The organism is Candidatus Methylomirabilota bacterium, from assembly GCA_035260325.1.
GTDB lineage: Bacteria > Methylomirabilota > Methylomirabilia > Rokubacteriales > CSP1-6 > AR19.
In genome coordinates, this window is record DATFVL010000238.1 from 1 (window position 1) to 24,993 (window position 24,993).

Sequence of the window (24,993 nt, forward strand, 5' to 3'; positions counted from 1 at the left end):
CTCGAGCCGCAGGTAGATCTCGGAGTACATCAGCGGGCTCGGATGGACGAGGAGCACTCGCATCATCCACCTCCGACGAGCCGCGGGAGCAGCTCGGAGATCGAGCCGCGGAGGACCGCGTCGGCCAGCGAGTCCATGTCCGTCGGCTCGGCGTTCACGATCACGACGCGGGCGCCCGCCTCCTTGGCGGTCGGCACGACGCCGGCGACCGGCCACACCGAGAGCTTCGTCCCCACGGCGAGCATCAGGTCGCAGCGCCGCGCCGCCGCGGACGCGCGCGCGGTGTCCTCCGCGATGAGGCCCTGCCCGAACGAGATCGTCGCCGACTTGAGGATGCCGTGACAGGATAGGCACGGCGGGTCCGCCTCCCCCGCCCGCACGCGGGCGAGCGCCCGCTCCATGGGCGCGCGCTCGCCGCAGTCGAGGCACACGACCTCGTGCATGGTGCCGTGGATCTCGATGACCTTCCCGGGCGACGAGCCCGCCCGCTGGTGGAGGCCGTCCACGTTCTGCGTGATCAGCGCGTCGAGCTTGCCCCGCCGCTCGAGCGTCACGAACGCCCGGTGGCCGTCGTTCGGCGCCGCCTGCCACGCGGGCGACTCGAGGCGGCTCCGCCAGGCGCGCCGACGAACCTCGGGGTCGGCGACGTAGTGCTGGAGCGTCGCGAGCTTCTCGGCCTGCGGGTCCCGCGTCCACACCCCCCGCGGCCCGCGGAAGTCGGGGATCCCGGAGTCGGTCGAGATCCCCGCGCCCGTCAGCGCGACGACGCGCTGCGCGCCGTCGAGCCACGCGCGGACGGTGTCGATCACGCGGCCGCCTCCGTCGCAGCGCGCTCGAGCCGTCCCAGGCGCCAGAGCACGAACGCGTAGTCGAACGCCAGCTCGCGGAGCGCGTCGTAGCGACCGGAGGCGCCGCCGTGCCCGACGGCGAGGTTGATCTTGAACAGGACCGGCGCGTCGCCGATCTTCACCGCGCGGAGCTTGGCCACGTACTTGGCCGGCTCCCAGTACATCACCTGGCTGTCGTTGAGTCCGGTGCGGACGAGGATCGCGGGGTACGGCCGCGGCCCGAGGTTCGTGTAGGGGCAGTAGGTCTTCATGTACTCGTAGTGCCCGCGGATCTTGGGGTTCCCCCATTCCTCGAACTCGCCGACCGTGAGCGGCAGCGACTCGTCGAGCATCGTGTTGATCACGTCCACGAACGGCACGCGCAGCACCGCGGCGGCGCACAGCTCCGGCTTCATGTTCAGCACGGCGCCGACGAGGAGGCCGCCGGCGCTCCCGCCCTCGACGACGAGCCGATCGTGGGCCGTGTAGCCCTCCTTCACGAGAAACTCCGCCGCCGCGATGAAGTCGGTGAACGTGTTCCGCTTCTGGAGCATGCGGCCCGCGTCGTGCCAGCGCTTGCCGAGCTCGCCGCCCCCGCGCACGTGCGCGATCGCGACGGTGAGGCCGCGGTCGAGCAGGCTCAGGCGGTTCGACGAGAAGGTCACGGGGTACGGGAAGCCGTAGGCGCCGTAGCCGGTCAGCAGCATCGGGCTCGAGCCGTCGCGCGGCGCGTCGGCGCGGCGGACGAGCGAGACCGGAATGCGCGTACCGTCGTCGGCCGTCGCGTGGACGCGCTCCGACCGGTAGCGCGCGGGCTCGTAGCCGCCGAGGACCTCCGTCTGCTTGAGGAGCGTCCGCTCGTGCGTCGTCACGTCGTGGTCGAAGACGGACGGCGGCGTGACCAGCGACTGGTAACGGAAACGGTAACGGCGCGCGGCGAACTCGTGGTTCGACTCGGGCGTCGCCTCGTAGGCGGGCTCGGGGAACCGGATATCGTGCGCGGCGCGCGTGGCGAGGTCGGTGACGCGCAGGCGCGTGAGCCCGTCCTCGCGCTCCTGGACGACGTAGTGCGTGGCGAAGACGTCCACGCCCTCGAGCATGACCGCCTCGCGGTGCGGGACGAGCTCGGTCCAGCGCGCCGGGCCGGGGTCGCCCACGGGCGCCGTCACCAGGCGGAAGTTGCGCCGCCCGCCCCCGTTCGTCCGGATGTAGAAGAGGTCGCCGCCCGGCCCGACGCCGTGGTCCACCTCGTACTCGTGGTCCTTCTCGCGCGCGGCGACCAGCGTCCACGCGCCCCCCGGCGCGGCCGCGGGCAGGAAGCGCACCTCGCTCGACGTGTGGCTCGCGGAGGCCGCGAAGAGGTAGGCGAGGCTCCGCGAGCGCTCGACGTAGAGGCGGAAGAGCGCGTCGGTCTCCTCGTAGACCAGGTCGTCGCCGGCGGCGCCGAGCCGGTGGCGCCAGAGCCGGTAGGGACGCTTCGCCTCGTCCTCGGTGACGTAGAAGAGCGTCGCGGAATCCGCGGTCCACGCGACCGCGGCGACCTTCTCGATGCGCTCGGCCAGATCCTCGCCGGTCGCGAGGTCGCGCACGCGGAGCGTGTACTCGCGGAAGCCCTTGAAGTCGACGGTATAGGCGAGGAGCCGGCCCTCGTCGCCGACCGTGTACGCGCCGAGCGAGAGGAAGGCGTGGCCCTCCGCGAGCGCGTTCAGGTCGAGCGTCACCTGCTCGGGCGCGTCGAGGCCGCCCTCGCGGCGGCAGTGGATCGGGTACTGCTTGCCCTTCTCGGTGCGCGCGTAGTAGTAGTGCCGCGCCCGGCGGAAGGGCACCGTCGAGTCGTCCTCCTTGATCCGCGCGAGCATCTCCGTGTAGAGCGCCGCCTGGAACGGCTCCGTGGGCTTCATGACGAGGTCCGTGTAGGCGTTCTCGGCGCGGAGGTAGGCGAGGACCTCGGGGTCGTCCTTCTTCCGGAGCCAGTCGTAGTCGTCCTGCCGGCGGTCGCCGTGCAGGGCGTCCACCTTCGGCTTCTTGGGGGCGACGGGTGGCGTGGGCATGGTCAGGAGAAGTTTACCAAGCCCGACGAGCCGCCGAGTGGCTGGTATGATGCACACAACATGCGCACGGATCGTGTCGCGGCCGGGGACGGACTCACCGAGCGAGAGCGGGTGCGCCTTCTGAGGCTGTTCGACACGCTCGTCACGGCAATTCCCAAGCGTCCGCTTTCGGAAGTGGCCACCGAGCTTCGAGCGATCCGCTCCGCGCGCCACGCGGTCGCCCGCCGGGGGGCTCGAAAGCCGGCGCGCTGAGCCACGGAGGTCTACCGGCAGTCGTCGCGGGGAGGCGGGCCGTGCGCCGGATCGAGACGGTCATCCAGTTCGTGAGCGACCCCAGGCGTCGAGCCGCTGGTACGCGCGGCTCCTCGGCGCCGAGCCGACGCCGTATGCCGCGCCCTATTTTCAAGTTCGACGCGCACGCGTACCTGATCCGCGCCGGTTTCGTCTTCAACGAGCTGCCCTTCGACATCCCGCCGGGCCGACTCGTAACGCTCAACGACCCCGACGGCAACATCGTCGGCCTCATCGACAACTCGAAGGGCGGCATGCCGGGCCAGCGTGCCTGAGCTCCCGGACGTCGTCGTCTACGTCGAGGCGCTCGAGGCGCGGATCCGCGGCGCGACGCTGGAGCGCGTGCGCCTGCTGAGCCCCTTCGTCCTGCGCTCCGTCGACCCGCCGCCGGCGGCCCTCGCGGGCCGGCGCGTGCGCGGCCTGCGCCGCCTGGGCAAGCGCATCGTCGTCGAGCTCGAGGGCGAGCTCTTCCTCGTGCTCCACCTGATGATCGCGGGCCGGCTCCACTGGAAGCCCGCCGGGGCGAAGCCACCGGGGAAGATCGGGCTCGCGGCGCTCGATTTCTCGACGGGCACGCTCACCCTGACGGAGGCGGGCACGAAGAAGCGCGCGGCGCTCCACGTGGTGCGCGGCGAGACGGCGCTCGGCGAGCACGACCCCGGCGGCCTCGAGGTGCTCGACGGCGACCTCGCCGCGTTCGCGCAGGCGCTCGCGCGGGAGAACCACACGCTCAAGCGCGCCCTCACCGATCCGACGATCTTCAGCGGGATCGGCAACGCCTACTCGGACGAGATCCTCCATCGCGCGCGGCTCTCGCCCGTCGCGCAGACGCGCCGGCTCGGCGCGGCGGAGACCGCGCGGCTCTTCGAGGCGACGCGCGCGACGCTCCGGGACTGGTGCGAGCGCCTGCGACGCGAGGCGGGCGGCGCGTTCCCCGAGGGCGTGACGGCGTTCCGCGAGGGCATGGCGGTCCACGGACGCTACGGCGAGCCGTGCCCCGATTGCGCGGCGCCGGTGCAGCGGATCGTCCACGCGGAGAACGAGACCAACTACTGCGCGCGCTGCCAGACGGGCGGCCGGCTCCTCGCCGACCGCTCGCTCTCGCGCCTGCTGCACGACGACTGGCCGCGAACGCTCGAGGAGCTGGAGGCGCGGCGGGCTACCGCGACTTCGGGAGCACGATCGGCTGGCCGTGCGGCGTCGCGCGGGCGGCGCGGTCCCACTCGTCCTTCCGCGTGAGGAGCTCGCCGGTCGGGACGAGACCCTTCTCCGCGACGAGCTTCTCGAGGGCGGCCAGCCAGTGATGGTAGTAACGGCCCCCGTCGCCCGCCTCGCCGCGCGCCGCGGCCGCCGCGATCTCGCCGGCCAGGCAGGTCGCCCACTCGCTCCACGTGAAGACGCCGCGCGCGTGGAGCGCCAGCGCCATGCCGAACGCCTGCGCCTCCCACGGGGCGCCGAACACGGGTCCGGCGTCGTCCCGTGGAATCTTCGGCAGCGCCGCGAGGTCCGGCGTCGTCACGCGGGATCGAGGTGATCGTCCCAGAGGTCGATGAAGACCGCGTCGCGCGGCGACGCCTCCCGGCCCCAGAGCTCGCGCGCGCCGAAGCGCACGCTGTAGAGGTGCTGGGGCTGCTTGCCCTGGCCCATCCCGCTCGCGTCGGCGAAGACGTACACGCCGTAGTCGCGCTCGACGACGCCGCGCCGGCCGCGCGCGTAGCGCGGCAGCCGCGTGTGGCCGATCGGGTTGATGGTGCGCGCGACGACGCGGGCGCCGGCCTTGAAGCGCGGCGGCACCTCGTCGGGCAGGCGCGCCGGGCCGCCCTTCAGCAGCACCTTGCCGACGTCGGCCGCGCGCAGCACGCGCCTCATTTCGCCCGTCTCCTGAGCTCGGCCACGCGCGCCTCGATCTCCTCGCGCTTGAGCAGGCCCTTCTCGACCAGGAGATGCTCGAGGCCCCAGAGCCAGTGCTCGTAGTAGCCCGTGGCCAGATACTCGGCCGGCGGCATCTGCTCGCGGGCGTACCGCCACATGTCGATGGTCCATTCGCCGAGGAAGCCCGCGGCCATGTTGAGGGCGAAGGTGCGCCCCTCCCACGCGTGGTGGAAGACGGGCTCGTTCGCCTCGCGGACGATCGGGCCCATGCCGTGCATGCCGCCCATGTCGTGGACGCCGTTCATCGCCGCCCTCCCAACGCCGGCGCCGGGACCTTCGCGACGCCGATCATGCTGTCGCGCGTGACGATGGCCGCGAGCTCGGCCTCGCTCCAGCCCTCCGTCCCGGCCGGACGCTCGGGCAGGACCATGTAGCGCACCTCGGAGGTCGAGTCCCAGACGCGCACCTCGACGTCGTCGGCGACCGCGACGCCGAGCTCGCGCAGGACGCCGCGCGGGTCGAGCACCGCGCGCGAGCGGTAGGGCGACGATTTGTACCAGACGGGCGGGAGCCCGAGCACGGGCCACGGGTAGCAGGAGCAGAGCGTGCAGACGACCATGTTGTGGACCTTCGGCGTGTTCTCGAGGACCACCATGTCCTCGCCCTGGCGGCCCATGTAGCCGAGCTCGGCGATCGCCGGCGCACCGTCCGCGAGGAGCCGCGCCTTGTAGGCCGGGTCCACCCAGGCGCGCGCGACGACGGCGGCGCCGTTGCGCGGCCCCACCTTCGTCTCGTAGGTGTCGATGAGCGCGTCGAGCGCCGCCGGGTCCACCAGGTCCTTCTCGACGAGGAGCGACTCGAGAGCGCGGACGCGGAGCTCGGTCTCGGTGAGCGGTGATCCCTGCTCGCGCGCGTGGTCGTGCTCGTGGTCGTGATGACGGTGATCGCTCATCGCGCGTCGCCTCCGATCGGTCCCCCGGTGGACATCCGCCGACAAGCATAGCAGACTCGGGCAATGCCGCTCGCCGCGCTCCTCCTCGTCCTCGGCGCGGCGTTCTGCCACAGCGGCTGGAACCTGCTGGTCAAGAGCGACGCGCGCCGGCTCGAGATCCAGTCGGGCGCCCTCGTCGTCGGCACGCTCCTCTGCGCGCCCGTGGTGCTCGTCTACTCGCTGGGCGAAATCAGCGCCGCGGCGTGGACGGTGATCCTGGTCTCCGGCGTCCTCGAGACGTCCTACGTCTTCGCGCTCACCGCGGCGTACGGCGCGGGTGACCTGTCGCTCGTCTATCCGGTCGCGCGCGGCATCGCGCCGGTCCTCGTGGCGCCGCTCGCCGTGGCCTTCCTCGGCGAGCGACTCTCGGCGCAAGGCCTGGCCGGCATCGCCCTCGTCGTGGTCGGGATCTTCCTGAGCCACGGCGCCGTCGGCGGCGCGGCGGCGCTCCGCGCCAACCGCCGCGCGCTCGGTTGGGCGCTCCTCACGGGCGCGTTCACCTGCGGCTACTCGCTCGTGAACAAGGTCGGCGTGCGGCTCGTGCCGGTCCCGCTCTACGCGTTTCTCGTGTTCTTCGTGGACGCCGTGCTGATCCACCTGGTCCGCTGGGTGCGCGGCGGCGGAGCGCCGCCCGTCCGGCGCGACGCGCCCTGGGGTCGCATCGTGGTGGTCGGCGTCCTCATGATGGCCGCGTACCTCGCGGTCCTCGGCGCGATGGCGCGAGCGCCCGTCAGCTACGTCGTCGCCGGGCGCGAGGTCAGCATCGTCGTCGCGGCGGTGCTCGGCGCGGTCGTCCTCGGCGAACGCCACTCGGCCGTCCGCATCGTGGGCGCCGGCGTGATCTTCGCCGGCCTCTGCGTCATGGCGCTCGCGCGCTGACGGCTGACCGACCCCCGCACAGCGCCTTGCGGCCACGAACAATGTGTAAGATGACGTGTGACGTCTAGGAGGACGCGGATGGCCACGAACCTCGCGATCGACGAGAAACTGCTCGACAAGGCGCTGCGCATCGGCGGCCACCGAACGAAGCGAGCCACGGTCAATGAGGCGCTGGAGGAGTACATCCGGCGCCGCGGCCGCCTCAAGGCCCTCAAGGCGTTCGGCACCGTCGAGTTCGATCCGAAGTTCAGCTACAAACGGGCACGCAAGCGGCGGTGATCCTATTGGACACGTCCGTGCTGTCCGCGGCGCTCCGCCGCCGGCGCCGTTCTGCGGGCGAGCTTCGGGGGCAGACTCCCTGGCCGAGCTCATTGGCAACGATGTGCCGGTGGCCATTCCAGGCATCGTGCTCCAGGAGCTTCTGAGCGGGGTCGGCGACGAGGCGCAGTTCGCCCGGCTGGCAGACCTGACCCACCCGTTTCCTGTCATCATGGCGGAGCGGAAGGATCACGTCGCAGCCGCGCGAATCGCCAATGGCTGTCGCAGGAGGGGCGTCTCGGCGTCGACGATCGACTGCCTGACCGCGGCGCTGGCGGTCGAGAGGGGCGCCGCGCTGTTCACCCTGGACGCGGATTTTCGTAGGATGGCTCCGTACTGCGGCCTCACCCTCTTCCCTTCCCGATGAGCCGGAGGTGACATGCCACGATGCCGACGATCTAGCAGGAGTACGTCGCGACGCACCCGAAGTCGCGCGCGCTGCACCCGACGGGGCCCGCAAGTGGGACGTGGACGGCCACGCCTACCTCGACTGCTGGAGCGTGCTACGACGTGAAGAACTATCTGCCGCTCGAGGTTCTCGGTTGGACGGTCGGTCCGACTGCCAATTCAGAGGGGGCCGGTCTCGCAGAGTACCTTCCCGGCCTCAGGGTGACCGTCGGCCGCCTCGCGTCGCGCGACGGGCGTGCCTAGCATCGGAGCCTCACCCGGCGCGACGGGGCAGAACGACGGTCGCCCGGCCCTGCGCGATGGTTTCGCCGCGCTGGTTGACCGCGGAGAGGTCGAGGGCGACCTCGCCCCCGCCCTCGGCGGGCGCCTTCGCGGCGACGCGCCCCCTGCACCACGTCGTGTCGCCCAGGAGATTGTGGCGCCGGACCTCCACGCTGAGCCGCGCGAGCCGGCCCGCGTCGCCCATCCAGTTGGTCACGAGGTGGCCGAGCCACGCCACGCGCTCCGGGCCGTAGTCGTAGGGTGCGGGCACGCCCACGGCGCGGGCGAGCTCGGCGTCCCAGTGGACGCGCTCGGGGGGCTCGGGCACGCCGAACTCGTTGGGGATGCCGAGCGCGGGGTGGCGCTCGAAGAGGTCGAACGCGAGGCCGTGGGCACGCACGTAGAGGCTCCCCCATCCCTGGACGAACGCGATGACCGAGGTGACCGTGAGCGGCCCCTTCACGACCTCGGGCAGGACCGCGCCGACCTCGACGTCGTCCCAGAAGCGCGGCGTGGCGCCACGGATCGCCTCCGTCGCGTACGCGCGCCGGATCCTCTCGACGTCGTCGGCCGTGTAGCGATGCGGCTCGACCGCTCCGTACTTCTTCCGCTCGCGCGCGGTGTCTCGCTCGGTGCGGAAGCACCACGAGTCGGCCTCGCACACGACCGCTCCGGCGTCGTCGACGAACGTCGTCCGGTAAGTCTGCTTGACCGCGCGGCGGGCGAAGCTCGACGCCTTCTCCTCGAGGTCCAGGAGCACGCTCCGGCCCACGACGCGGTCGCCCTCGCGGATCGGGAGCCGCCAGCGGAAGTCGGTGCCCCCGTACATGGCGTGGATCCCCGGCAGGCCGGACACGTAGCCCGAGACGATGCGGTCCATCGCGAACAGGAAGGTCGGCGGCGCGACGCGCGTGGCGGCCCAGAAGGGATTGCGATCGCCGATCCCGTGAGCCCAGTGGCGGATCGCGTCCCGCGTCGCGACCTCTATATACGGCTCGGGGCGCCGGACCTCCTTGCCGATGAGCCCGCGGAGCGACGCGAGCGCCTCGCCCGTGATGGTCGGGAAGCGCGTCACGCGCGGCCCCCGGCGCCCCGTCGCAGCGACAGCCGGTCGATCTTGCCGGCCGGCGTCTTCGGCAGCTCCTCGACGAACTCGATCGCGCGCGGGTACTCGTGCCGGGAGAGGCGCCGGCCGACCCACTCCTGCAGCTCGCGCGCGAACCCGTCGCCCGCGCGCCCGGCGACGACGTACGCCTTGGGGATCATCCCGCGGATCTCGTCGGGAACGCCGACGACAGCGGCCTCGCGGACGTCGGGATGGGCGAGGAGCGCGTCCTCGATCTCGACGGCGCTCATCGTGAAGCCCGCCGAGATGATGACGTCGTCGGACCGGCCCTCGTGGTGGACGTAACCGTCGGCGTCCATCCAGCCGCGGTCCTTCACGCGGAACCAGCCGTCCTTGCGGCGGACGGCGATCTCGCCCGGCCGCCCGGGCGGGAGCGGCTCGCCGCGCTCGTCCACGACCGCGACCTCCCAGCCGGGTGCGGGCTTGCCGAGGGCGCCGGGGCGCACGGCGTAGCCGGCGAAGCCCGGGTAGTTCACGATGATCACGCCGACCTCGGTGCTCCCGTACATGCCGCACGGGGTGACGCCGAAGGTCTTCTCGATCCACTCCCACGTCCGCGAGTCCATCGGCTCGCCCGTGAACGAGAGCTTCTCGAGCGCGAGCCGCCGGCCGTCAGCGAGCCCGGAGGCGCGCAGCATACGGAAGACGGTGGGCGCCGCCGCGAGGTTCGTCACGCTCAAGGCCTCGAGCGCCTCGAGGAGCCGGGCGGGGTCGAATTTCCCCGAGTACGCGCCGACGGCGATGCCCAGCGCGAGCGGCGCGATGGTGCCGTGCCAGAGGCCGTGGCCCCACGCGGGCGAGGACGGGCAGAAGTAGCTGTCGCCCGGCGCGAGCCCGACGCCGTAGAGCGCCCCGACCATCAGCGTGACGACGGCGCGGTGGGTGTGGCGCACCGCCTCCGGCAGCCCGCGCGTCGTCCCCGACGTGTACTGGAGGACCGCGAGGTCGTCGGCGGTGGTCGCCGGCGCGTAGCGGGGGCTCTGCTCGGCGACGCGCGCGTGGAATCGCGCGTCCGCCTCGATCACCCTCACCCGCGGGAAGAGCTCGCGCCAGCGGGCGGCGTCGCGGGCAACGAGCAGCAGCCGCGGCTCGCAGTCGTCCACGCGGAGTCTCACGCCCTCGCGGCCGAGCAGGGTGAAGAGGGGCACGGCGACGGCGCCGCGCTTGACGGCGCCGAACACGGCGCCGTAGAAGGCAAGCGAGGGCTCGAGCATCACCGCGACGCGCTCGCCCCGCGCGACGCCCTCGGCCTCGAGGAGGTTGGCGAAGCGCGAGGACCAGGCCGCGAGCTCGTCGAAGCTCGCCTCCTCGCTGCGGCCGTCGTCGCGCTTGATCCTGAGCGCGGTCCCGCGCCCCGCGTGGCGGTCCACGCACTCGTGGGCGAGGTTCAGCCGCTCGGGGCCGCCGTCGAACAGCTCCCAGAGCGCGCTCCAGCGGAAGGCGGTGAGCGCCTCGGGATAGCTGCGGACCCCGACGATCGCCGCCACGCTCCTACGGCGACTTCTTGAGCGCCTCGGCGGCTTCCGCGACCGACGGGGGCGTCCCGGCGTCCTTCCACGGCGCGAGCCGGCGGTAGACCTCGGCCGCGGCCGCGTGGAAGCCGTCGGGCAGCCCGGCCGCGGCGAACGTCGCGGCGATCTCTTCCATCTCGCCGACGAAGCGCCACGCCTTGCGCGCGGTCCGCGTGACGGCCGCCTCCGAGAGCGCCGGCAGGTCGGGATGCGAGAGCTTCCACTCGGCGAGGAGCGCCGCGTCCACGCCCTCGGCGATGGCGAGCGCGCGCACGGCCATGAGGAGCGCCTGGTGGCCCTTGTTCCAGCCGGCGTAGGCCATCTTGACCGCCGAGGCCGCGCCGGGCCCGCCGGGGACCACGATGGCCTCGAGCGGTCCGCGGGGGAAGAGGGCGGCGACGCGCGCGGCGGCGGCGCCCGAGAGGTAGAGGCGCGTGGTCCCGCGCTTCGCCGGCGGGCTGCCGATGATCCCGCCGTCCACGAACGTGGCGCCCGCCTTCTCGACGATCCCGCCGATCTCGCGCGCCGTCGCGGGCGACACGGCGTTGCCGTCCACGTAGAGTCCGGCGAAGCGCTCGGCCGCCACCGCGCGGGCGACGTCCACCGCCGCGTGGGGCGGGCAGACGCAGAGGATCACGTCGCTCCGGCGAGCGAGCTCGGCGAGCGTGCGGACGTCCTCCAACCCCGCGGCCTCCGCGCGCCGCCGCGTCTCGCCGCCGCGCCCCTCGGACGCCCAGAGCACGCGCGCACCGTCCGTGCGCGCCGAGGCGCCGACCGCGCTACCCATCTCTCCCGGATTCAAGAGCCCGATCGTCGTCATGCGCTGTCTCCTTCGCTCATTGGGCCGCCGGCCGCGCGTCGAGGCCGATCGCCCGGCCGGCCTGCGGCGGTCTCGGAAGCGTGTCGTGAGCGGCCTGAATGAGCGCGAGCCGCTCGAGGACCGCCGGCGCCATGGGCGCGCCGCGCCGCGTCGCCTCGCTCACGTGCAGCGACATGAGCTCGTTCGTCGCCGCCAGATAGCCCTCCCCCGCATGGTACATCGCGTGGATATAGTGGACACGCTTCGTGTCGTGACCGAGGAGCTGCGTCGTGAAGCGAAGCGGGTCATCGGCCCGCACCTCTCTATGGTAGGTCACGTGGGCCTCGAGGCAGAACGTCGTCGCGCGGTGCCGCGTCCGGTAGGCCTCGTCGAGGCCGACCCAGGCGAAGAACTCGTCGGTGGCGAAGTCGAACACGACGAGGTAGTAGCCGACGTTCATGTGCCCGTTGTGGTCGATCCAGTCCGGGCGGACGACGTCGCGGTAGCGGTCGAGCGGCGCCTCGATCAGAGGACGAGCTCGGCCATGAGCCGGACGGCGTCGAGGTTGCCGCGCACGGCGAGGGTCGTCACGCCCGCCTCGCGGTACGCGGCGAGGCGCTCGCGGATCCGCTCGCGCGAGCCGAAGAGGCCGACCTCGTCCACGAGGGCGTCGGGCACCGCGGCCTCCGCCTCGGCCTTCCTGCCGGCCAGATAGAGGTCCTGGATCTTCTTGGCCGCCTCCTCGTAGCCGTAGCGCCGCACCGTCTCGTTGTAGAAGTTCCGGCTGCGCGCGCCCATGCCCCCGACGTAGAGCGCGATCGCGGGCTTGTGCTGGGCCCGGCACGCGCCGGCGTCGTTCCCGACGACGACGGGGCACGCCGCCATGACGTCGAACCCCGGCTTCGGGGCGCCGGCCTTCTGGAAGCCCTCGTCGACCCACTCGCGGAACATCCGCATCTTCGACGGCGCGAAGAGCGTCGGGATCCAGCCGTCGGCGATCTCCGCGGCGAGGGCGACGTTCCTCGGCCCGATCGCCGCGAGGTAGATCGGCAGGTCGGCCCGCCCGTGGAGGATGGACTTGAGCGGCTTGCCGAGCCCGGTGGCGTCCGGGCCCGCGTAGGGAATCTGGTAGTAGCCGCCCGCGAACTCGACCGGCTTCTCGCGGCGCAGGATCGCGCGCACGATCGCCACGTACTCCCGCGTCCGCGCGAGCGGCTTGCCGAAGCGCTGGCCGTGCCAGCCCTCGATGACTTGAGGATTCGACACGCCGAGCCCCAGGCGGAAGCGGCCGCCCGAGAGGGCGTCGAGCGTCATCGCCGTCATCGCGGTCGCCGCGGGCGTGCGTGCCCCGATCTGCATGATCGCCGTGCCGACGTGGATCCGCGTCGTGCGCGCGGCGATCCACGCGATCGTCGTCACCGCGTCGGAGCCGTACGACTCGGCGGTCCAGACCGAGTCGTAGCCGAGCCGCTCGGCCTCGAGCACGCGGCTCACGTCGCCCGACAGCGTCGCTCCCGAGTATCCCTGCCCCAGCGCGAGCCTCATCGGCGGCCTCCTTCCACGGCAAGCCAGCATACAATAGGCGCGCCGCCGAGGAGGGACGACGCCCCGAGGACGTCGTGGTGAGCCGCGAGGGGCGCGTCCGGGCGTCGGGCCAGGCGAGCGCCTGCGCCGAGCCGGCCCGATGGCGGCGTGCGTCGCGTCGGAAAAGGCGGGCGACCCGGCGCTAGCTTGCGCCGGGGTAGAACGCGTCGCGACCGCGCTGGTACGTCGCCTGCCGCTGCGCGGGGTTCCGGTTCACCAGCGGGCGCATGAACATCGGGTGCGTGTAGCAGCGCACCTCGTGCTCGATGACGAAGAGCGGCTCGCGCGTCGCCGGATCCACGATCGTCGCGAACCGGTACTGGACCTCGTTGCTCTCTTCCGTGATGAGGCCCATCTCGTTGAGCTTCGCGTGCGGGCCGGAGAAGTCCGCGATGTAGACCGCGATGTGGTGGCCGTCGTAGGACTCCTCGGGCGCCGGCGTCTCGCGGAAGACGAGCTCCTGCCGCCCGCCGACCTTCACGCGCGCGGCGATGCCCTCGCCGTTGGGCGTCACCGTGGCCGGCGCGCCCATGATCTGCTGGTAGAAGCGCGCGATCCCCGCGGCCCGGCCCGGCGCGACCGGGAACTCGACGCAGGGCATCCCGAGCGTCATGTCGCCGAACGCGGGTCCGGCGGCGAAGCAGCGCAGGCGGTTGCCCCACGGGCTGGTCACCGCGACGTGCTTGTCCTCGACGGTGTACGCGAACTTGGTCCCGGCGAGCTTCGGCTTGACCTCGGCGAGGCGCGCGGCGAGCGCGTCGAGGTCGGGGACGACGAGGCCGACCCAGCCGCGGAGCACCTGCGGCTCCCCGGTCGGCAGGTGGAACTGCGACTGCCCGATGTTGATCCACATGTTCTCGGTGCCGACCATCAGGTACGGGTCGCGCGTGAACCCGAGCCCCTGCAGGTAGAACTTGGTGGCGATCGTCTGGTCGGGCACCTTCACGTTGACGTGCTCGAGGAACAGGATGTTGCCGGTGTCCTGCCTGCGCCGGTCGTACTTCTCGGCCATGGAGTGCCCCTCCCCTATTTCACGATCTCCAGCAGCTCGACCTCGAACACGAGCGTCGCCCCGGGCTTGATCCGCGGCGGCCGTCCCTGGTCACCATACGCCAGATCGGCTGGACACACCAGCCGGCTCTTGCCGCCCACCTTCATCAGCGGGACGCCCTCGCCCCAGCACTTGATGATCCCGGGCCCGAGCGGCAGCGTGATCGGCTCGCCGCGCTGGACGGAGCTGTCGAACACCGTGCCGTCGGTGAGGGAGCCGTGATAGTGGACCTTCACCTTGTCGCCGGCCTTCGGCGACGGGCCCGTGCCGGGCTTGAGCGTCGTGATGATGAGCCCGGAGGCGGTCTTGCTCGCGCCTTTCTCCACCACGGCCTTCGCGAGAAACGCCTCGCCGAGCTTCCTCTCGGCCGCCGCCGCGACAGCGAGCCGCGCGGTCTGGAGGCCGCGGATCTTCGGGCCCCAGGTCTCGAGCGACACCTTCGGCTCCTTCTTCAAGATGCCGTCGGTCATGCCGGCCTTCACGACGTCGAGCTCGGCCGCGTCGAGGGAGAACGTGGCGAGGTTCTGGCTGAGGATGAGCCCGAGCGCGTAGAGGGTCTTCTGCTCCTCGGTCTTGAGCTCCTGGGCCCGGGCCGGCGCGGCGAGTGCCAGCAGCAGCGAGAGGGTCAGGAGCCAGCGGAGAGGGCGACGCATGAGGCATCCTTTCTTGCGGCGGAGTTGGCGTAGGATATGTCCGATCTTCTCACGGGAGGGTACAGGATGCCCGAATCCATTCCGGCGCCGCTGATCATCGACACGCTCAAGGACACCTTCAGGGAGGCGCGCCAGGCCCTCGGCGCGGAGCTGCGGGAGCCCTCGCGCCACCAGCACCTCGGCTGGGTGCTGAGCGTGCCGGACACCCACCAGAAGACCGTCCTCGCCGCGCTCGACAAGGAGCAGGCGATCCGCGTCGTGACCTGCGCGACGGAGGACGAAGCCACGACGGCGGCCGCCGGGCTCTGGATGGGCGGCGAGCCGTGCGTGCTCATGATCCAGCACGCGGGGCTCTACGCCTCGGTCAACACGCTGCGCGGGGTCGCGCTGGACGGGCGGGTCCCGGTCTTCTACATGATCGGCCTCCTCCAGCGGGAGCGGGACAAGGACCCGCGGGAGTCACGCCACTCGATGGTGCGCTACGCCGAGCCGCTGCTCGACACCTTCGGCGTGCCCCACGCGCGCCTCGAGGGGCCGAACGACGTCCATCTGATCCCCGAGTACTACCGGCTCGCGCAGAAGCGCCGCGGGCCCGCCGCGGTCCTCGTAGGCCTGGAGACCATGTGATGGCGATGAGGCCCGAGGACGTGCTCCGTCTGATCGCCGCAGCGCGCGGCGACGCGATCTGCATCCCGACCATGACCACCGCGCCCGCGTGGCGCGACCTCGCCCCCGACGATCTGTCGGTCGCCTGCGTCGGCTTCATGGGCGGCGCCTCGGCGATGGGCCTCGGTCTGGCGCTCGCGCGCCCCGACCGCCGCGTCGTGGTCTTCGACGGCGACGGCTCGCTCCTGATGCAGCTCGGCTCGCTCGCGACGATCGCGGGCGCCGGCGCGCGCAACCTGACCCATCTCGTCTTCAAGAACGGGGTCTACCACACCTCCGGCTCGCAGGAGATTCCCGGCGGGCTCCAGGTGGACTTCGTCACCATGGCGAAGGGCGCGGGCTATCGCGCCGCCTACGCCGTCCACGAGCTCGACGACTTCAAGAAGCGCCTACGCTCGATGTTGACCGACCCGGGCCCGCTCCTGGTCGAGCTCTACACCGGGCTCTCCGAGAAGACGCCGATGACGGCGCGCGGCGGGCAGCCGTTCAACCAGCAGGCGGAGACGCTCAGGACGAAGCTCGTCAGGCCGCGCTGACCACCCGCCGGCGTCGGCCGGAAGGAGGCTTCCACCATGAGGCACGTTCGACACCTCTTCGCGATGGTGCTCGTTCTGATGATCGCGACCCTCGGAGCCTCGCCGGCCGCCGCGGCGCCCGAAGGGCAGATGACGTGGGCGGTTCACGTTTCACTCGCGCCCACGTGGTTCGATCCCGCGGAGACGTCCGGAATCATCACGCCCTTCATGTTCCTCTACGCGCTGCACGACGCCCTGGTGAAACCCATGCCGGGCCAGCCGATGGCGGCGAGCCTCGCGGAGTCGTGGAGCGCCACGCCCGACGGCCTCGTGTACGAGTTCGTCCTGCGCAAGGGGGTGCGATTCCACAACGGCGAGCCCGTCACCGCGGAGGACGTGAAGTTCTCCCTGGAGCGCTACCGCGGCACCGCCGCCGCGACCTACAAGGCGCGGATCGCCGCCGTCGAGGTCGTCGACCCGCAGCGGGTGCGCTTCCGCTTCAAGCGACCGTGGCCCGACTTCATGACGTTCTACGGGACGCCGGCGACCGGCGCCGGCTGGATCGTGCCAAAGAAATACGTCGAGAAGGTCGGCGACGACGGCTTCAAGAAGGCTCCGGTGGGCGCCGGCCCGTACAAGTTCGTCTCCTTCACGCCCGGCGTGGAGCTCGTGCTCGAAGCCTACGAGCAGTACTGGCGCAAGACCCCGAGCGTGAAGCGCCTCGTGTTCAAGGCGGTGCCGGACGAATCCACGCGCCTGGCGATGCTCAAGCGCGGTGAGGCCGACATCGCCTACTCCATCCGCGGTGCCTTGGCCGAGGAGCTGCGGCGGACGCCCGGGCTCACGCTCAAGCCCAACTATCCGCCGGGTACCTTCTGGCTCAACTTCATCGAGCAATGGGACACGAAGTCGCCCTGGCACGACCGGCGCGTGCGCCTGGCCGCCAACCTCGCGATCGATCGCAACGCGATCAACCAGGCCGAGACACTCGGCTTCTCGAAGATCACCTACAGCCTCATCCCCAGCGCGTTCGACTTCTTCTGGCAGCCGCCCGCGTACCCCTTCGACCCGGCCAAGGCCCGGCAGCTCCTCGCCGAGGCCGGCTATGCGAACGGCCTCGACGCCGGCGATTTCTACTGCGACGTGTCCTATGACAACCTCGGGGAGGCGGTGGTGAACTACCTGAAGGCGGTCGGCATTCGCGTCCAGCTCCGCCCGCTCGAGCGGGCGGCCTTCTTCGCGCAGTGGCGCGAGAAGAAACTCCGGAACATCGTCCAGAGCGGCTCGGGCGCGTTCGGGAATGCGGCGACCCGCCTCGAGGCGTTCGTCGCCGCGGGCGGCGCCTACGTCTACGGGAGCTACCCGGACATCGACGGGCTCTTCCAGGAGCAGGCGAGCGAGACGGATCGGAAGAAGCGCGAGGCCGTCCTCCACCGGATCCAACAGCTCATGCACGAGAAGGCGATGATCGTCCCGATCTGGGAGCTTGCCTTCATCAACGGCCACGGACCGAGCGTGGCGGAGTCAGGTCTCGGCCTGATCACCAACCACGCCTATTCCTCGCCGTACGAGGACCTGAAGCTCAAGCCCAGGTGAGCAGGCGAAGGCGGCGGTGACGGTCAGCGCGCGGTGAGATAGGGCCAGAGCGCGTCGGCGCCACGCTCGGCGACCGACCGGCCGAGCGCGGCCGACCACTCCGCTTCGCCCCCGAACTCGGCCCGCCACGACCAGAGCCGGCGCGTCACGAACTGGAGCTGGTGCTCCCAGGTGAAGCCGATCGCGCCGTGGACCTGGTGCGCGATCGAAGCGCCGACTCCCGCGGCCTCGCCGACACGGACCTTGGCGGCCGCGGTCTCGAACCACAGGTCGCGCCGGTCGGCAGCGCGGAACGCGTTCGCCGCAGCGATCCCCGCCGCGGCCGCGTGGCCGGCGAGGACGGCGAGATTCTGCTGGATCGCCTGGAACTGGCCGATCGGCTTCCCGAACTGGCGCCGCTCGGTCGCGTAGCGGGTCGCCAGCGCGAGGACCGCCTCGAGGCCGCCCGCCATCTGCGCCGAGCGGACGAGCGCGCCGTAGAGCCTGATGGCGTCTCGGGGTACACCGACGGGGGCGGGCGCGGCCGCGACGACCGGCGCGCCGGCGAACGCGAGCGTGTCGCGAGGCTCGCGCGCGAGGTTCGCGTCGGGCGTCACGCGCGCGCCGGCGGTCGCGACGAGCGCGACCGTCACGCGGCCGTCGGCCTCGTCCACGACGACGACGTGCTGCGCCGCGCGGCCCCACGGCACGCGCGTGGCCGTGCCGTCGAGCCGCAGGCCGCTGTCGCGGCGGACGAGCCTCAGGCGCTCGTCGCGCTGGACGGGGGCGAGGGTGAGCGGCCCCGTCGGCACCTCGAGCCCGGCCGCCGCGAGGAGCGCCGACCCGACGATCGTCTCGGCGAGGGGGAGCGGGACGGCGTGGCGCCCGGCGGCGCTGACGACGACGTAGGCGTCGCCCCACGTCCCGGAGGCACCGCCCTGGGCCTCCGGGACGAGCGGGAGCGTGAGGCCGTTCTCCTCGACCGCCTGCCACAGCGCCGCCGGCCACTCGCCCTTCTCCGCCGACTCGGCGACCTCGCGGGTCACGCGCTCGCCGAAGAGGCGTGTCACGACGTCGGCGAGGATCGCGCGCAGCTCGTTCATTTGTAACGAGGTCCGCGAGGCCGGCTCGAGCCGTGGGTGGCCTGAGAGAGGCGCGCGTCGCTCATCTGAGCCCCAAGCCGCGCGCGATGATGCCGCGCAGGATCTCGCGCGTCCCGCCGCGGAGCGAGAACGACGGCGCCGTCTGCGTGAGGTAGCCGAGCACCTGCTGGAGGTGGCTCCCCGTGTCGATCGTCGGCTCGAGCCCGAGCAGGGCGTGGACGACCTCGGGCACCTCCTGCTCGAAGGTCGTGCCGACGTCCTTCACCACCGCGGCTTCGAGGTTCGGGTTCTCGCCGGCCTCGAGCATCGTCGCGACGGAGAGCGACATCTGGCGGAGCGTCGCCAGGTGCGCGACCAGCCGCCCGACGACGGCCGCGGCGCGCTCGCCGGGGTCCTTGCCCGCCTCACGGATCAGCTCGAGGATCAGCGCGAGGCTCGAGAGGTAGCGCTCGGGACCGCTCCGCTCGAAGGCGAGCTCGGTCGTCACCTGCTTCCAGCCCGCGTCCTCCTCGCCGACGCGCATCTCTTCGGGCACGAACGCGTCCTCGAAGACGAGCATGTTGAAGTGGTGCGAGCCGCGGAGGTCGAGGATCGGGTTGATCGTGATGCCGGGCAGCTTCGTGTCCACGAGGAACTGCGTGAGCCCCTCGTGCTTCTTCGCCGGGTCGTGGCGCGTCCGGAAGAGGGCGATCATGTAGTCGGAGCGGTGGGCGTTGCTCGTCCACACCTTGGTGCCGTTGACGCGGTAGCCGCCCGCCACGCGCTCGGCGCGCGTCCGGATCGAGGCGAGGTCCGAGCCGGAATCGGGCTCGCTCATCCCGATGGCGAACGCCAGCTCGCCGCGGGCAATCGCCGGCAGGAATCGCTGGCGCTGGGCCTCGGTGCCGAAGCGCAGCAGGAGCGGGCCCGACTGGCGGTCGGCGACCCAGTGGGCCGACACCGGCGCGCCGGCGGCCAGCGTCTCCTCGAGGACCACGTAGCGCTCGAGAGCGCTCCGCTCGTGCCCGCCGTAGCGCTTGGGCCACGTCATGCCGATCCAGCCGCGCGCGCCCATCTTCCGGCTGAACTCGCGGTCGAACCCGCCCCACGAGCGCGCGCGCTGTGCGGGCGTGTGCCCGCCGAGCTCGGCGTGGAGGAATTCTCTCACCTCAACGCGCAGCGCCTCGGCCGCCGGCGGCAGCTCGCCCAGCTCGAAGTGGAACGTCGGCATCAGCCGTACGCCTCGCGCTTCCGCAGCTCGACGAAGAGGCCGTGCGCGTCGCGCGGATGCACCCACGCGATGTCCTTGTCCGCGCGGTGGTCCACCTTCACGCCGTGCTTCCTGAGGCGCTCGACGCTCCCGGGGACGTCCTTGCACTCGAAGCCGACGAGGTAAACGCCCTCGCCGTGCTTCGCGAGAAAGCGCCCGACGCTCTTGGCCGGATCGGTCGGCTGGAGCAGCTCGATGTGGCCGATCCCCGTCGGCAGGATCGCGTTCTTGAAGCCGAACTCCTTGGACTCCGCGCGGTGATGAACGCGGAGCCCGAAGACCCGTGTGTACCGCTCGATCGCCGCGTCGAGGTCGCGGACGACGACCGACAGCTCCACGATGTCGCCGAGCATGGGCGCCTCCTTGAGACGACGGCGGGATCATACAGTAGAATCTGGTCGCGATGGGCGGCAAGCGCTGGGCGCTGTCGGTGCCGGTCGAGGGCGTGAGCCTCGCCGAGCACGCCGAGGTCGCGCGCGAGGCCGAGCGGCTCGGCTACACCGACGCGTGGTCGCTCGAGGTGGACGGCGTGGACTGCTTCACGCCGCTCGCCGTCGTCGCGCCGGCGACGCGGCTGCGCGTCGGGACGGCGATCGCCAACGTCTACACGCGCGGCCCGGCGACGCTCGCCTCGTCGGCCGCCGGCCTCGCCGACCTCGCGCCGGGCCGCTTCTGCCTCGGCATCGGCGCCGGCTCCCAGCCGATCGTCGAGGCCTGGAACGGCGGCGTCTTCGCGCGGCCCGCGACGCGCGTGCGCGAGATGGCGCAGTTCCTCCGCCGGGCGCTCGCCGGCGAGCGCGTCGTCTTCCACGGGGAGACGTTCAGCGTGGACGGCTTTCGCCTGACCAAGCCGCCGGCCGAGCCCGTCCCCATCCACGTCGCGGCGCTCCGCCCGGGCATGCTCCGCGTCGCGGGCGAGGTGGGCGACGGCGCCATCCTCAACTGGCTCGCCGTCGAGGACGTGCCGACGTCGATCGCCGTCGTGCGCGACGCGGCGCTCCGGGCCGGGCGCGACCCCGCGGCGATCGAGATCACGGTGCGGCTCCTGATCAACGTGGACCCGCCGGGGCCCGCGTCCGACGTGGCCGTGCGCCGGCACGTGACCGCCTACCTGAACGTCCCCGTCTACAAGGCGTTCCACGAGTGGCTCGGGCGGAGCGCCGCGCTCGGGCCGATGTGGGACGCGTGGGCCGCGGGCGACCGGAAGGGCGCGGTCGCCGCCGTGCCCGCGACGGTCATCGGCGACCTCATCATCCGCGGCTCGGCGGCGGAGATCCGCGCCCACGTCCACCGCTACCTCGACGCGGGGATCGACACCGCGTTTCTCGCGCTCTCGACCATGGAGCAGGATCCGGCGCGGAAGCGTGAGATCATGCTGCAGGCGCTCCGCGCCCTGGCACCGGGCGCGCGCTAAGGAGACCCGACGATGACGACCCCCGGCCCGTTCGTGTCGGCGACCGCGATGCTCGACGCCCTCGACAAGAAGCAGGTCTCGGCGGTGGAGCTGCTCCAGCTCCACCTCGAGCGGATCGCGCGGCACAATCCCGCGCTCAACGCCATCGTCGTGTCCGACTTCGAGCGCGCGCGGGCACAAGCGGAGGCGGCGGACGCCGCGCGCTCCCGCGGCGGGCGCGGCGCGCTGCTCGGGCTGCCGATGACGCTGAAGGAGTCGATCAACGTCAAGGGCCTCCGCACCACCGTCGGCGTGCCCGACTTCGCCCGCTTCGTCTCGGAGCACGACGCGCCGGCGACGACGCGGGTACGCGCGGCGGGCGCGGTCGTCATGGGCAAGACGAACGTGCCCCCGATCCTCGCCGACTGGCAGTCGGACAATCCCGTCTACGGCCGCACGGTGAACCCGTGGGACCCGACGCGGACGCCGGGCGGCAGCTCGGGCGGAGGCACGGCGGCGCTGGCCGCGGGGCTGACGGCCCTCGAGGTCGGCAGCGACATCGGGGGCTCGATCCGCGTGCCCGCGGCGTTCTGCGGCGTCTACGGCCTGAAGCCGAGCGAGACCGCGCTCCCCAGGAGCGGCCAGTTCCCCTACCCGCCGATGCCGAACACCGGCGTCGTGATGGGCGTCCAGGGCCCGCTCGCCCGGAGCGCGGCGGACCTCGCGCTCGCGTTCGACGTGCTCGCCGGTCCCGACACCGGTGAGGACGTCGCCTGGCGGCTCGAGATCCCCGCGGCGCGCCACGCGCGGCTGCGCGACTTCCGCGTCGCCGTGCTCCCGCCGATCGAGTGGCTCCCCGTGAGCGCCGAGATCGTCGCGGCGCTCGACCGGCTCGTGTCGGGGCTCGAGGGCGCGGGCGTCGCCGTCAAGCGGGCCCAGCCCGAGCTCCTCGGCGACCACCGCCGGCACCACGCGCTCTACCGGTCGCTGCTCGCCGCGGTCACCGTCTCGCGCGTCGGCGAGGAGGAGCGGCAGCGGCGCATCGTGATGTGGCGCGGCCGCGAGGACGAGTTCGGCCGCGCGGCCCTGCGCGGCCTCGAGGCGAGCGCGGCCGAGTACGTCGGCTACTTCGCCCAGCGCGAGCAGTTCCGCGCGGCCTGGCGCGCCTTCTTCCGCGAGTGGGACGTGCTCCTCGCGCCGAACACGCTCGTCCCCGCATTCCCGCACGCGCCCAAGCCGTGGCCGGCCGATGCCCCGTCGCTCCACGACACGGTGGAGGTGGACGGCCAGGCGGTCCTCTACGACCTCCAGCTCGTGCACCCCGGCATCGCCACGCTCGCCGGCCAGCCAGCCGTCGCGTTTCCCGCGGGACTGACGCGCGCGGGCCTGCCGATCGGATTCCAGGCGATCGGACCGTACCTGGAAGACCGGACGCCGATGGCGTTCGCCGCGCTGGCCGAGCGCGAGTTCGGAGGGTTCACGCCGCCGCCGCGCTTCGCGTGAGTAGTATCGGACGGCCGACGCCGATGAAGCTGCGCAAAGGATTCCGGCAGCTGGTGGACGAGGCGAAGGCGCGGATCCGGACGATCGGCCTCGACGAGGCCCGCGCGCGCCTCGGCCGGGACGACGTCGTCTTCGTGGATCTCCGCGACGTCCGCGAGCTCGAGCGCGAGGGCATGATCCCGGGCGCCTTCCACTGCCCCCGCGGCATGCTCGAGTTCTGGATCGACCCCGAGAGCCCGTATCACAAGGACGTCTTCGCCTCCGGCAAGGAGTTCGTTTTCTACTGCAACGGCGCCTGGCGGTCGGCGCTCGCCACCGACGTGGCCCAGCAGATGGGGTTGGCACCGGTGTGCGAGATGGACGGCGGCTTCACCGCGTGGAAGAACGCCGGCTTCCCCGTCGCCGAGCGGCCGACGCGGAAGCCCGCGTAGGGAGCCCCCCGGACCATCGGCCCGAGCGCCTCGGGGTTTTCCCGGACGCGCATTCCCCTGCATCGTCGTGGACCCCCTCGCACCGGATTTCCGGGATTCAACGGATTGCCGGACGCGTCCGGGAATTCGAGCATGAAGGGAGAGAGTGCATCCGGAGGGAATGTGAACCGGGACTGGGTTCTGTTCCAGCTGCAGGAAGCGCGCGATGAAATCCACCGGACGATCGCGCAGATAGAGGTCAATCCCGACTACGACGTCGGTGAGCTCGTGGTCGCGATGGAGAATCTCTACCACCACCTGAACACCGCCTGGAACTCGCGCGACGAGCAGGCGGGACGCATCGCGGCCGCCACTCGGGAGGATTTCTACCGCTGGCGTCGCTTCCCCGAGGATATCCGCCTGGGGCGCTGACGTCAGGCCCGCCGGCCGCCGGCCATCATCCGGAGGAACGCCGGCGACAGGCGCGGATCGAGCGTGTCGCGGATGCCGTCGCCGAGGAGATTGAAGGCGAGCACGGTGACCGTGATCGCCAGGCCCGGGAAGAAGACCAGCCACCAGTACGGCACCAGCGACGTCAGCGACTCGGCCAGCATGTTGCCCCAGGTCGGCGTGGGCGGCGGGATGCCGACGCCGAGGAAGCCGAGCGCCGCCTCGATGATGATCGCGACGCCGAGGTGGGCGGTGGCGAGCACGAGGTAGGGCGCCAAGCACTGCGGCAGCACGTGGAACGCCATGACCCGGAACTGGGAGCCGCCGGCCGCGCGCGCGGCCTCGACGTACGACTGCTCGCGAATCGTCAGCGCGACCGAGCGGATGACGCGGTTGCCGAACGGGATGCGCGTGATCGCGATGGCGACGATCACCGCCGCCATGCCCGTGCCGATCGCCATCGAGATCGCCATGGCCAGGATCAGGTCGGGAAAGGACTGGAGCACTTCGGTGATCCGCTGGCTGACGAGGTCGAACCTACCGCCGAGGTAGCCGCTGGCCACGCCCCAGAGCGCCCCAACCGTCGTGCCGAGCAGCACGGAGGCGAACGCGACGACGAGCGACGAGCGCGCGCCGTAGATGACCCGGCTCAGCGTGTCACGGCCGACCTGGTCCGTGCCGAAGAGGCTGTGGGCGTCCGGGGGCTTCGTCATGCGGCGGAAGTCGGTCTTCAGCGGATCGGCCGGCGCGATGAGCGGCGCCGTGATCGCCACGACGACGACGAGCAGACCGACGACGCCGCCGGCCACCGCCAGGGGATTGCGGCGGGCGAACGACGCCAGCTCGCGCGCGACGGAGCGCTCGGGCAGGGGCTCCACCAGGGTCGCGGCTCGCACGGCCGTCATCGGTAGTGGATGCGCGGGTCAAGCCAGGCATAGCTCAGATCGACCGCGACGTTGATGAAGACGAAGATGACCGCGTAGAGCAGGACCAGGTTCTGGACGACGACGACGTCGCGCTCGATCACGGCGACGACGAGCGAGCGGCCGAGCCCCGGCACGCCGAACGCCTGCTCGACCGCCACCGACCCGCCGAGAACGAACCCCATCAGGATCCCTGAGAGCGTCACGACCGGCAGGAGGGCGTTCGGCAGCGCGTGGCGGAGGACGACGAGCGCCTCTTTCAGGCCCTTGGCGCGCGCCGTGCGGACGTAGTCCTCGCGGATCACCTCGAGCAGGCACGAGCGCGACATGCGGGCGATGTACGCGCCCTGGCCGAGGCCCAGCACGATGGCGGGTCCGATGACGAGCTGGACGTTCGCCCACGGATCCTGCCAGAGGTGCACGACGAGCAGCGGGGCCTTGTAGCCGAACCAGAAGAGCGCGGCGAGGACGATCAGCATCCCGAGCCAGAAGCCGGGGATCGCGAGGAACAGGACCGCGAGCGAGCGCGCGACGTTGTCGGAGAGGCTGTTCGGGCGAAAGGCGCTGACGATGCCGATGGGCAG

30 protein-coding genes are annotated in these 24,993 nt (G+C 72.0%); 12 read left to right on the forward strand and 18 right to left on the reverse strand.

Going from position 1 to position 24,993, the window contains the following annotated elements; translation table 11 throughout:
- Positions 1–62 precede the first annotated feature (62 nt).
- Both VKG64_14900 and VKG64_14905 read right to left on the reverse strand, forming a co-directional pair.
- Positions 63–809 carry a Sir2 family NAD-dependent protein deacetylase gene (locus VKG64_14900; protein ID HKB26323.1) on the reverse strand — a complete coding sequence of 249 codons (747 nt, stop codon included), beginning with the start codon at positions 807–809 and terminating at the stop codon, positions 63–65.
- Positions 806–2,878, reverse strand: coding sequence for a S9 family peptidase (locus VKG64_14905; protein ID HKB26324.1), 2,073 nt, complete (start codon positions 2,876–2,878; stop codon positions 806–808). The genes VKG64_14900 and VKG64_14905 overlap by 4 nt, the downstream gene beginning before the upstream one ends.
- A 386-nt stretch (positions 2,879–3,264) precedes the next feature.
- On the opposite strand from VKG64_14905, the gene VKG64_14910 reads away from it, so the two are divergent.
- Both VKG64_14910 and VKG64_14915 read left to right on the forward strand, forming a co-directional pair.
- The gene (locus tag VKG64_14910) at positions 3,265–3,444 is read left to right on the forward strand and encodes a hypothetical protein (GenBank protein ID HKB26325.1); all 180 of its coding nucleotides are present in this window, start codon (positions 3,265–3,267) and stop codon (positions 3,442–3,444) included.
- On the forward strand, positions 3,437–4,408 hold the full coding sequence (locus VKG64_14915) for a DNA-formamidopyrimidine glycosylase family protein (GenBank protein HKB26326.1): 972 nt from the start codon (positions 3,437–3,439) through the stop codon (positions 4,406–4,408). Before VKG64_14910 ends, VKG64_14915 begins: the two co-directional genes overlap by 8 nt.
- Here the strand turns inward: VKG64_14915 and VKG64_14920 are convergent.
- Genes VKG64_14920 through nthA form a run of 4 tightly spaced genes read right to left on the reverse strand, consistent with a single transcriptional unit; the run spans position 4,329 to position 5,993 of the window.
- Positions 4,329–4,688, reverse strand: a complete 360-nt coding sequence (locus VKG64_14920; protein ID HKB26327.1) for a nitrile hydratase accessory protein — start codon at positions 4,686–4,688, stop codon at positions 4,329–4,331. The two genes, VKG64_14915 and VKG64_14920, sit on opposite strands and share 80 nt — an antisense overlap.
- The gene (locus VKG64_14925; protein ID HKB26328.1) at positions 4,685–5,038 is read right to left on the reverse strand and encodes an SH3-like domain-containing protein; all 354 of its coding nucleotides are present in this window, start codon (positions 5,036–5,038) and stop codon (positions 4,685–4,687) included. Before VKG64_14925 ends, VKG64_14920 begins: the two co-directional genes overlap by 4 nt.
- The gene (locus VKG64_14930; GenBank protein ID HKB26329.1) at positions 5,035–5,346 is read right to left on the reverse strand and encodes a hypothetical protein; all 312 of its coding nucleotides are present in this window, start codon (positions 5,344–5,346) and stop codon (positions 5,035–5,037) included. Before VKG64_14930 ends, VKG64_14925 begins: the two co-directional genes overlap by 4 nt.
- The gene (gene nthA / locus VKG64_14935) at positions 5,343–5,993 is read right to left on the reverse strand and encodes a nitrile hydratase subunit alpha (GenBank protein HKB26330.1); all 651 of its coding nucleotides are present in this window, start codon (positions 5,991–5,993) and stop codon (positions 5,343–5,345) included. Before nthA ends, VKG64_14930 begins: the two co-directional genes overlap by 4 nt.
- Before the next feature lie 63 nt (positions 5,994–6,056).
- Here nthA and VKG64_14940 point away from each other — a divergent pair, with 63 nt between their 5' ends.
- From VKG64_14940 to VKG64_14950, 3 genes are all read left to right on the forward strand, one after another.
- Positions 6,057–6,911 carry an EamA family transporter gene (locus VKG64_14940; protein HKB26331.1) on the forward strand — a complete coding sequence of 285 codons (855 nt, stop codon included), beginning with the start codon at positions 6,057–6,059 and terminating at the stop codon, positions 6,909–6,911.
- Positions 6,912–6,989: 78 nt separating this feature from the next.
- Positions 6,990–7,190, forward strand: a complete 201-nt coding sequence (locus tag VKG64_14945) for a type II toxin-antitoxin system VapB family antitoxin (GenBank protein HKB26332.1) — start codon at positions 6,990–6,992, stop codon at positions 7,188–7,190.
- A 79-nt stretch (positions 7,191–7,269) separates the two neighbouring features.
- Positions 7,270–7,596 (forward strand): PIN domain-containing protein, encoded by a 327-nt coding sequence (locus VKG64_14950; GenBank protein HKB26333.1) that lies wholly within the window; start codon positions 7,270–7,272, stop codon positions 7,594–7,596.
- Between the two features lie 294 nt (positions 7,597–7,890).
- On the opposite strand, the gene VKG64_14955 is transcribed toward VKG64_14950, so the two are convergent.
- The 7 genes from VKG64_14955 to VKG64_14985 all read right to left on the reverse strand — a co-directional run bounded on the left by VKG64_14955 (position 7,891) and on the right by VKG64_14985 (position 14,622).
- A complete protein-coding gene (locus VKG64_14955; protein ID HKB26334.1) occupies positions 7,891–8,973 on the reverse strand; it encodes a MaoC family dehydratase N-terminal domain-containing protein in 1,083 nt (360 codons plus the stop codon).
- Complete coding sequence (locus VKG64_14960; protein HKB26335.1) at positions 8,970–10,511, reverse strand: acyl-CoA synthetase; 1,542 nt, start codon at positions 10,509–10,511, stop codon at positions 8,970–8,972. Before VKG64_14960 ends, VKG64_14955 begins: the two co-directional genes overlap by 4 nt.
- Before the next feature lie 4 nt (positions 10,512–10,515).
- Positions 10,516–11,355 (reverse strand): DUF1932 domain-containing protein, encoded by an 840-nt coding sequence (locus VKG64_14965; GenBank protein HKB26336.1) that lies wholly within the window; start codon positions 11,353–11,355, stop codon positions 10,516–10,518.
- Positions 11,356–11,371: 16 nt separating this feature from the next.
- A complete protein-coding gene (locus tag VKG64_14970; GenBank protein HKB26337.1) occupies positions 11,372–11,863 on the reverse strand; it encodes a thioesterase family protein in 492 nt (163 codons plus the stop codon).
- Entirely contained in the window at positions 11,860–12,879 is a 1,020-nt protein-coding gene (locus VKG64_14975) for an LLM class F420-dependent oxidoreductase (GenBank protein HKB26338.1), read from the reverse strand. Before VKG64_14975 ends, VKG64_14970 begins: the two co-directional genes overlap by 4 nt.
- Before the next feature lie 181 nt (positions 12,880–13,060).
- Positions 13,061–13,930, reverse strand: a complete 870-nt coding sequence (locus VKG64_14980) for a hypothetical protein (protein ID HKB26339.1) — start codon at positions 13,928–13,930, stop codon at positions 13,061–13,063.
- A 14-nt stretch (positions 13,931–13,944) separates the two neighbouring features.
- Complete coding sequence (locus VKG64_14985; protein ID HKB26340.1) at positions 13,945–14,622, reverse strand: FKBP-type peptidyl-prolyl cis-trans isomerase; 678 nt, start codon at positions 14,620–14,622, stop codon at positions 13,945–13,947.
- Positions 14,623–14,688: 66 nt separating this feature from the next.
- Here VKG64_14985 and VKG64_14990 point away from each other — a divergent pair, with 66 nt between their 5' ends.
- The 3 genes from VKG64_14990 to VKG64_15000 are packed head-to-tail and all read left to right on the forward strand — an operon-like array spanning position 14,689 to position 17,399.
- Positions 14,689–15,249, forward strand: coding sequence for a thiamine pyrophosphate-binding protein (locus tag VKG64_14990; GenBank protein HKB26341.1), 561 nt, complete (start codon positions 14,689–14,691; stop codon positions 15,247–15,249).
- Positions 15,249–15,824, forward strand: coding sequence for a thiamine pyrophosphate-dependent enzyme (locus VKG64_14995; protein ID HKB26342.1), 576 nt, complete (start codon positions 15,249–15,251; stop codon positions 15,822–15,824). Before VKG64_14990 ends, VKG64_14995 begins: the two co-directional genes overlap by 1 nt.
- Before the next feature lie 36 nt (positions 15,825–15,860).
- Positions 15,861–17,399 (forward strand): ABC transporter substrate-binding protein, encoded by a 1,539-nt coding sequence (locus VKG64_15000; GenBank protein HKB26343.1) that lies wholly within the window; start codon positions 15,861–15,863, stop codon positions 17,397–17,399.
- Positions 17,400–17,422: 23 nt separating this feature from the next.
- On the opposite strand, the gene VKG64_15005 is transcribed toward VKG64_15000, so the two are convergent.
- The 3 genes from VKG64_15005 to VKG64_15015 all read right to left on the reverse strand — a co-directional run bounded on the left by VKG64_15005 (position 17,423) and on the right by VKG64_15015 (position 20,083).
- Positions 17,423–18,481, reverse strand: a complete 1,059-nt coding sequence (locus VKG64_15005) for an acyl-CoA dehydrogenase family protein (protein ID HKB26344.1) — start codon at positions 18,479–18,481, stop codon at positions 17,423–17,425.
- A 61-nt stretch (positions 18,482–18,542) separates the two neighbouring features.
- Complete coding sequence (locus VKG64_15010) at positions 18,543–19,691, reverse strand: acyl-CoA dehydrogenase family protein (protein ID HKB26345.1); 1,149 nt, start codon at positions 19,689–19,691, stop codon at positions 18,543–18,545.
- Entirely contained in the window at positions 19,691–20,083 is a 393-nt protein-coding gene (locus VKG64_15015) for a VOC family protein (protein HKB26346.1), read from the reverse strand. Before VKG64_15015 ends, VKG64_15010 begins: the two co-directional genes overlap by 1 nt.
- Before the next feature lie 50 nt (positions 20,084–20,133).
- Here VKG64_15015 and VKG64_15020 point away from each other — a divergent pair, with 50 nt between their 5' ends.
- The 4 genes from VKG64_15020 (at position 20,134) to VKG64_15035 (ending at position 23,468) form a co-directional block, all read left to right on the forward strand.
- Positions 20,134–21,144, forward strand: a complete 1,011-nt coding sequence (locus VKG64_15020) for an LLM class F420-dependent oxidoreductase (protein ID HKB26347.1) — start codon at positions 20,134–20,136, stop codon at positions 21,142–21,144.
- Between the two features lie 12 nt (positions 21,145–21,156).
- A complete protein-coding gene (locus tag VKG64_15025) occupies positions 21,157–22,626 on the forward strand; it encodes an amidase (GenBank protein ID HKB26348.1) in 1,470 nt (489 codons plus the stop codon).
- A 23-nt stretch (positions 22,627–22,649) separates the two neighbouring features.
- A complete protein-coding gene (locus VKG64_15030) occupies positions 22,650–23,057 on the forward strand; it encodes a rhodanese-like domain-containing protein (GenBank protein HKB26349.1) in 408 nt (135 codons plus the stop codon).
- Between the two features lie 162 nt (positions 23,058–23,219).
- Positions 23,220–23,468, forward strand: coding sequence for a hypothetical protein (locus VKG64_15035; GenBank protein ID HKB26350.1), 249 nt, complete (start codon positions 23,220–23,222; stop codon positions 23,466–23,468).
- 2 nt (positions 23,469–23,470) lie between these two features.
- On the opposite strand, the gene VKG64_15040 is transcribed toward VKG64_15035, so the two are convergent.
- A complete protein-coding gene (locus tag VKG64_15040; protein HKB26351.1) occupies positions 23,471–24,382 on the reverse strand; it encodes an ABC transporter permease in 912 nt (303 codons plus the stop codon).
- Positions 24,383–24,387: 5 nt separating this feature from the next.
- Positions 24,388–24,993 (reverse strand): ABC transporter permease (locus VKG64_15045; protein HKB26352.1); only part of this gene is annotated, 606 nt, incomplete at its 5' end.

Coding starts and splice junctions, on each gene's coding strand:
- VKG64_14965 (HKB26336.1), bottom strand. CDS start 11,355: ATGACGACGATCGGGCTCTTGAATCCGGGAGAGATGGGTAGCGCGGTC.
- VKG64_14925 (HKB26328.1), bottom strand. CDS start 5,038: ATGAGGCGCGTGCTGCGCGCGGCCGACGTCGGCAAGGTGCTGCTGAAG.
- VKG64_15030 (HKB26349.1), top strand. CDS start 22,650: ATGAAGCTGCGCAAAGGATTCCGGCAGCTGGTGGACGAGGCGAAGGCG.
- VKG64_14975 (HKB26338.1), bottom strand. CDS start 12,879: ATGAGGCTCGCGCTGGGGCAGGGATACTCGGGAGCGACGCTGTCGGGC.
- VKG64_14930 (HKB26329.1), bottom strand. CDS start 5,346: ATGAACGGCGTCCACGACATGGGCGGCATGCACGGCATGGGCCCGATC.
- VKG64_15025 (HKB26348.1), top strand. CDS start 21,157: ATGACGACCCCCGGCCCGTTCGTGTCGGCGACCGCGATGCTCGACGCC.
- VKG64_14905 (HKB26324.1), bottom strand. CDS start 2,878: ATGCCCACGCCACCCGTCGCCCCCAAGAAGCCGAAGGTGGACGCCCTG.
- VKG64_14990 (HKB26341.1), top strand. CDS start 14,689: ATGCCCGAATCCATTCCGGCGCCGCTGATCATCGACACGCTCAAGGAC.
- VKG64_15010 (HKB26345.1), bottom strand. CDS start 19,691: ATGCCGACGTTCCACTTCGAGCTGGGCGAGCTGCCGCCGGCGGCCGAG.
- VKG64_14995 (HKB26342.1), top strand. CDS start 15,249: ATGGCGATGAGGCCCGAGGACGTGCTCCGTCTGATCGCCGCAGCGCGC.
- VKG64_14910 (HKB26325.1), top strand. CDS start 3,265: ATGCCGCGCCCTATTTTCAAGTTCGACGCGCACGCGTACCTGATCCGC.
- VKG64_14980 (HKB26339.1), bottom strand. CDS start 13,930: ATGGCCGAGAAGTACGACCGGCGCAGGCAGGACACCGGCAACATCCTG.
- VKG64_14940 (HKB26331.1), top strand. CDS start 6,057: ATGCCGCTCGCCGCGCTCCTCCTCGTCCTCGGCGCGGCGTTCTGCCAC.
- VKG64_15005 (HKB26344.1), bottom strand. CDS start 18,481: ATGAACGAGCTGCGCGCGATCCTCGCCGACGTCGTGACACGCCTCTTC.
- VKG64_14945 (HKB26332.1), top strand. CDS start 6,990: ATGGCCACGAACCTCGCGATCGACGAGAAACTGCTCGACAAGGCGCTG.
- VKG64_15020 (HKB26347.1), top strand. CDS start 20,134: ATGGGCGGCAAGCGCTGGGCGCTGTCGGTGCCGGTCGAGGGCGTGAGC.
- nthA (HKB26330.1), bottom strand. CDS start 5,993: ATGAGCGATCACCGTCATCACGACCACGAGCACGACCACGCGCGCGAG.
- VKG64_15000 (HKB26343.1), top strand. CDS start 15,861: ATGAGGCACGTTCGACACCTCTTCGCGATGGTGCTCGTTCTGATGATC.
- VKG64_15015 (HKB26346.1), bottom strand. CDS start 20,083: ATGCTCGGCGACATCGTGGAGCTGTCGGTCGTCGTCCGCGACCTCGAC.
- VKG64_14985 (HKB26340.1), bottom strand. CDS start 14,622: ATGCGTCGCCCTCTCCGCTGGCTCCTGACCCTCTCGCTGCTGCTGGCA.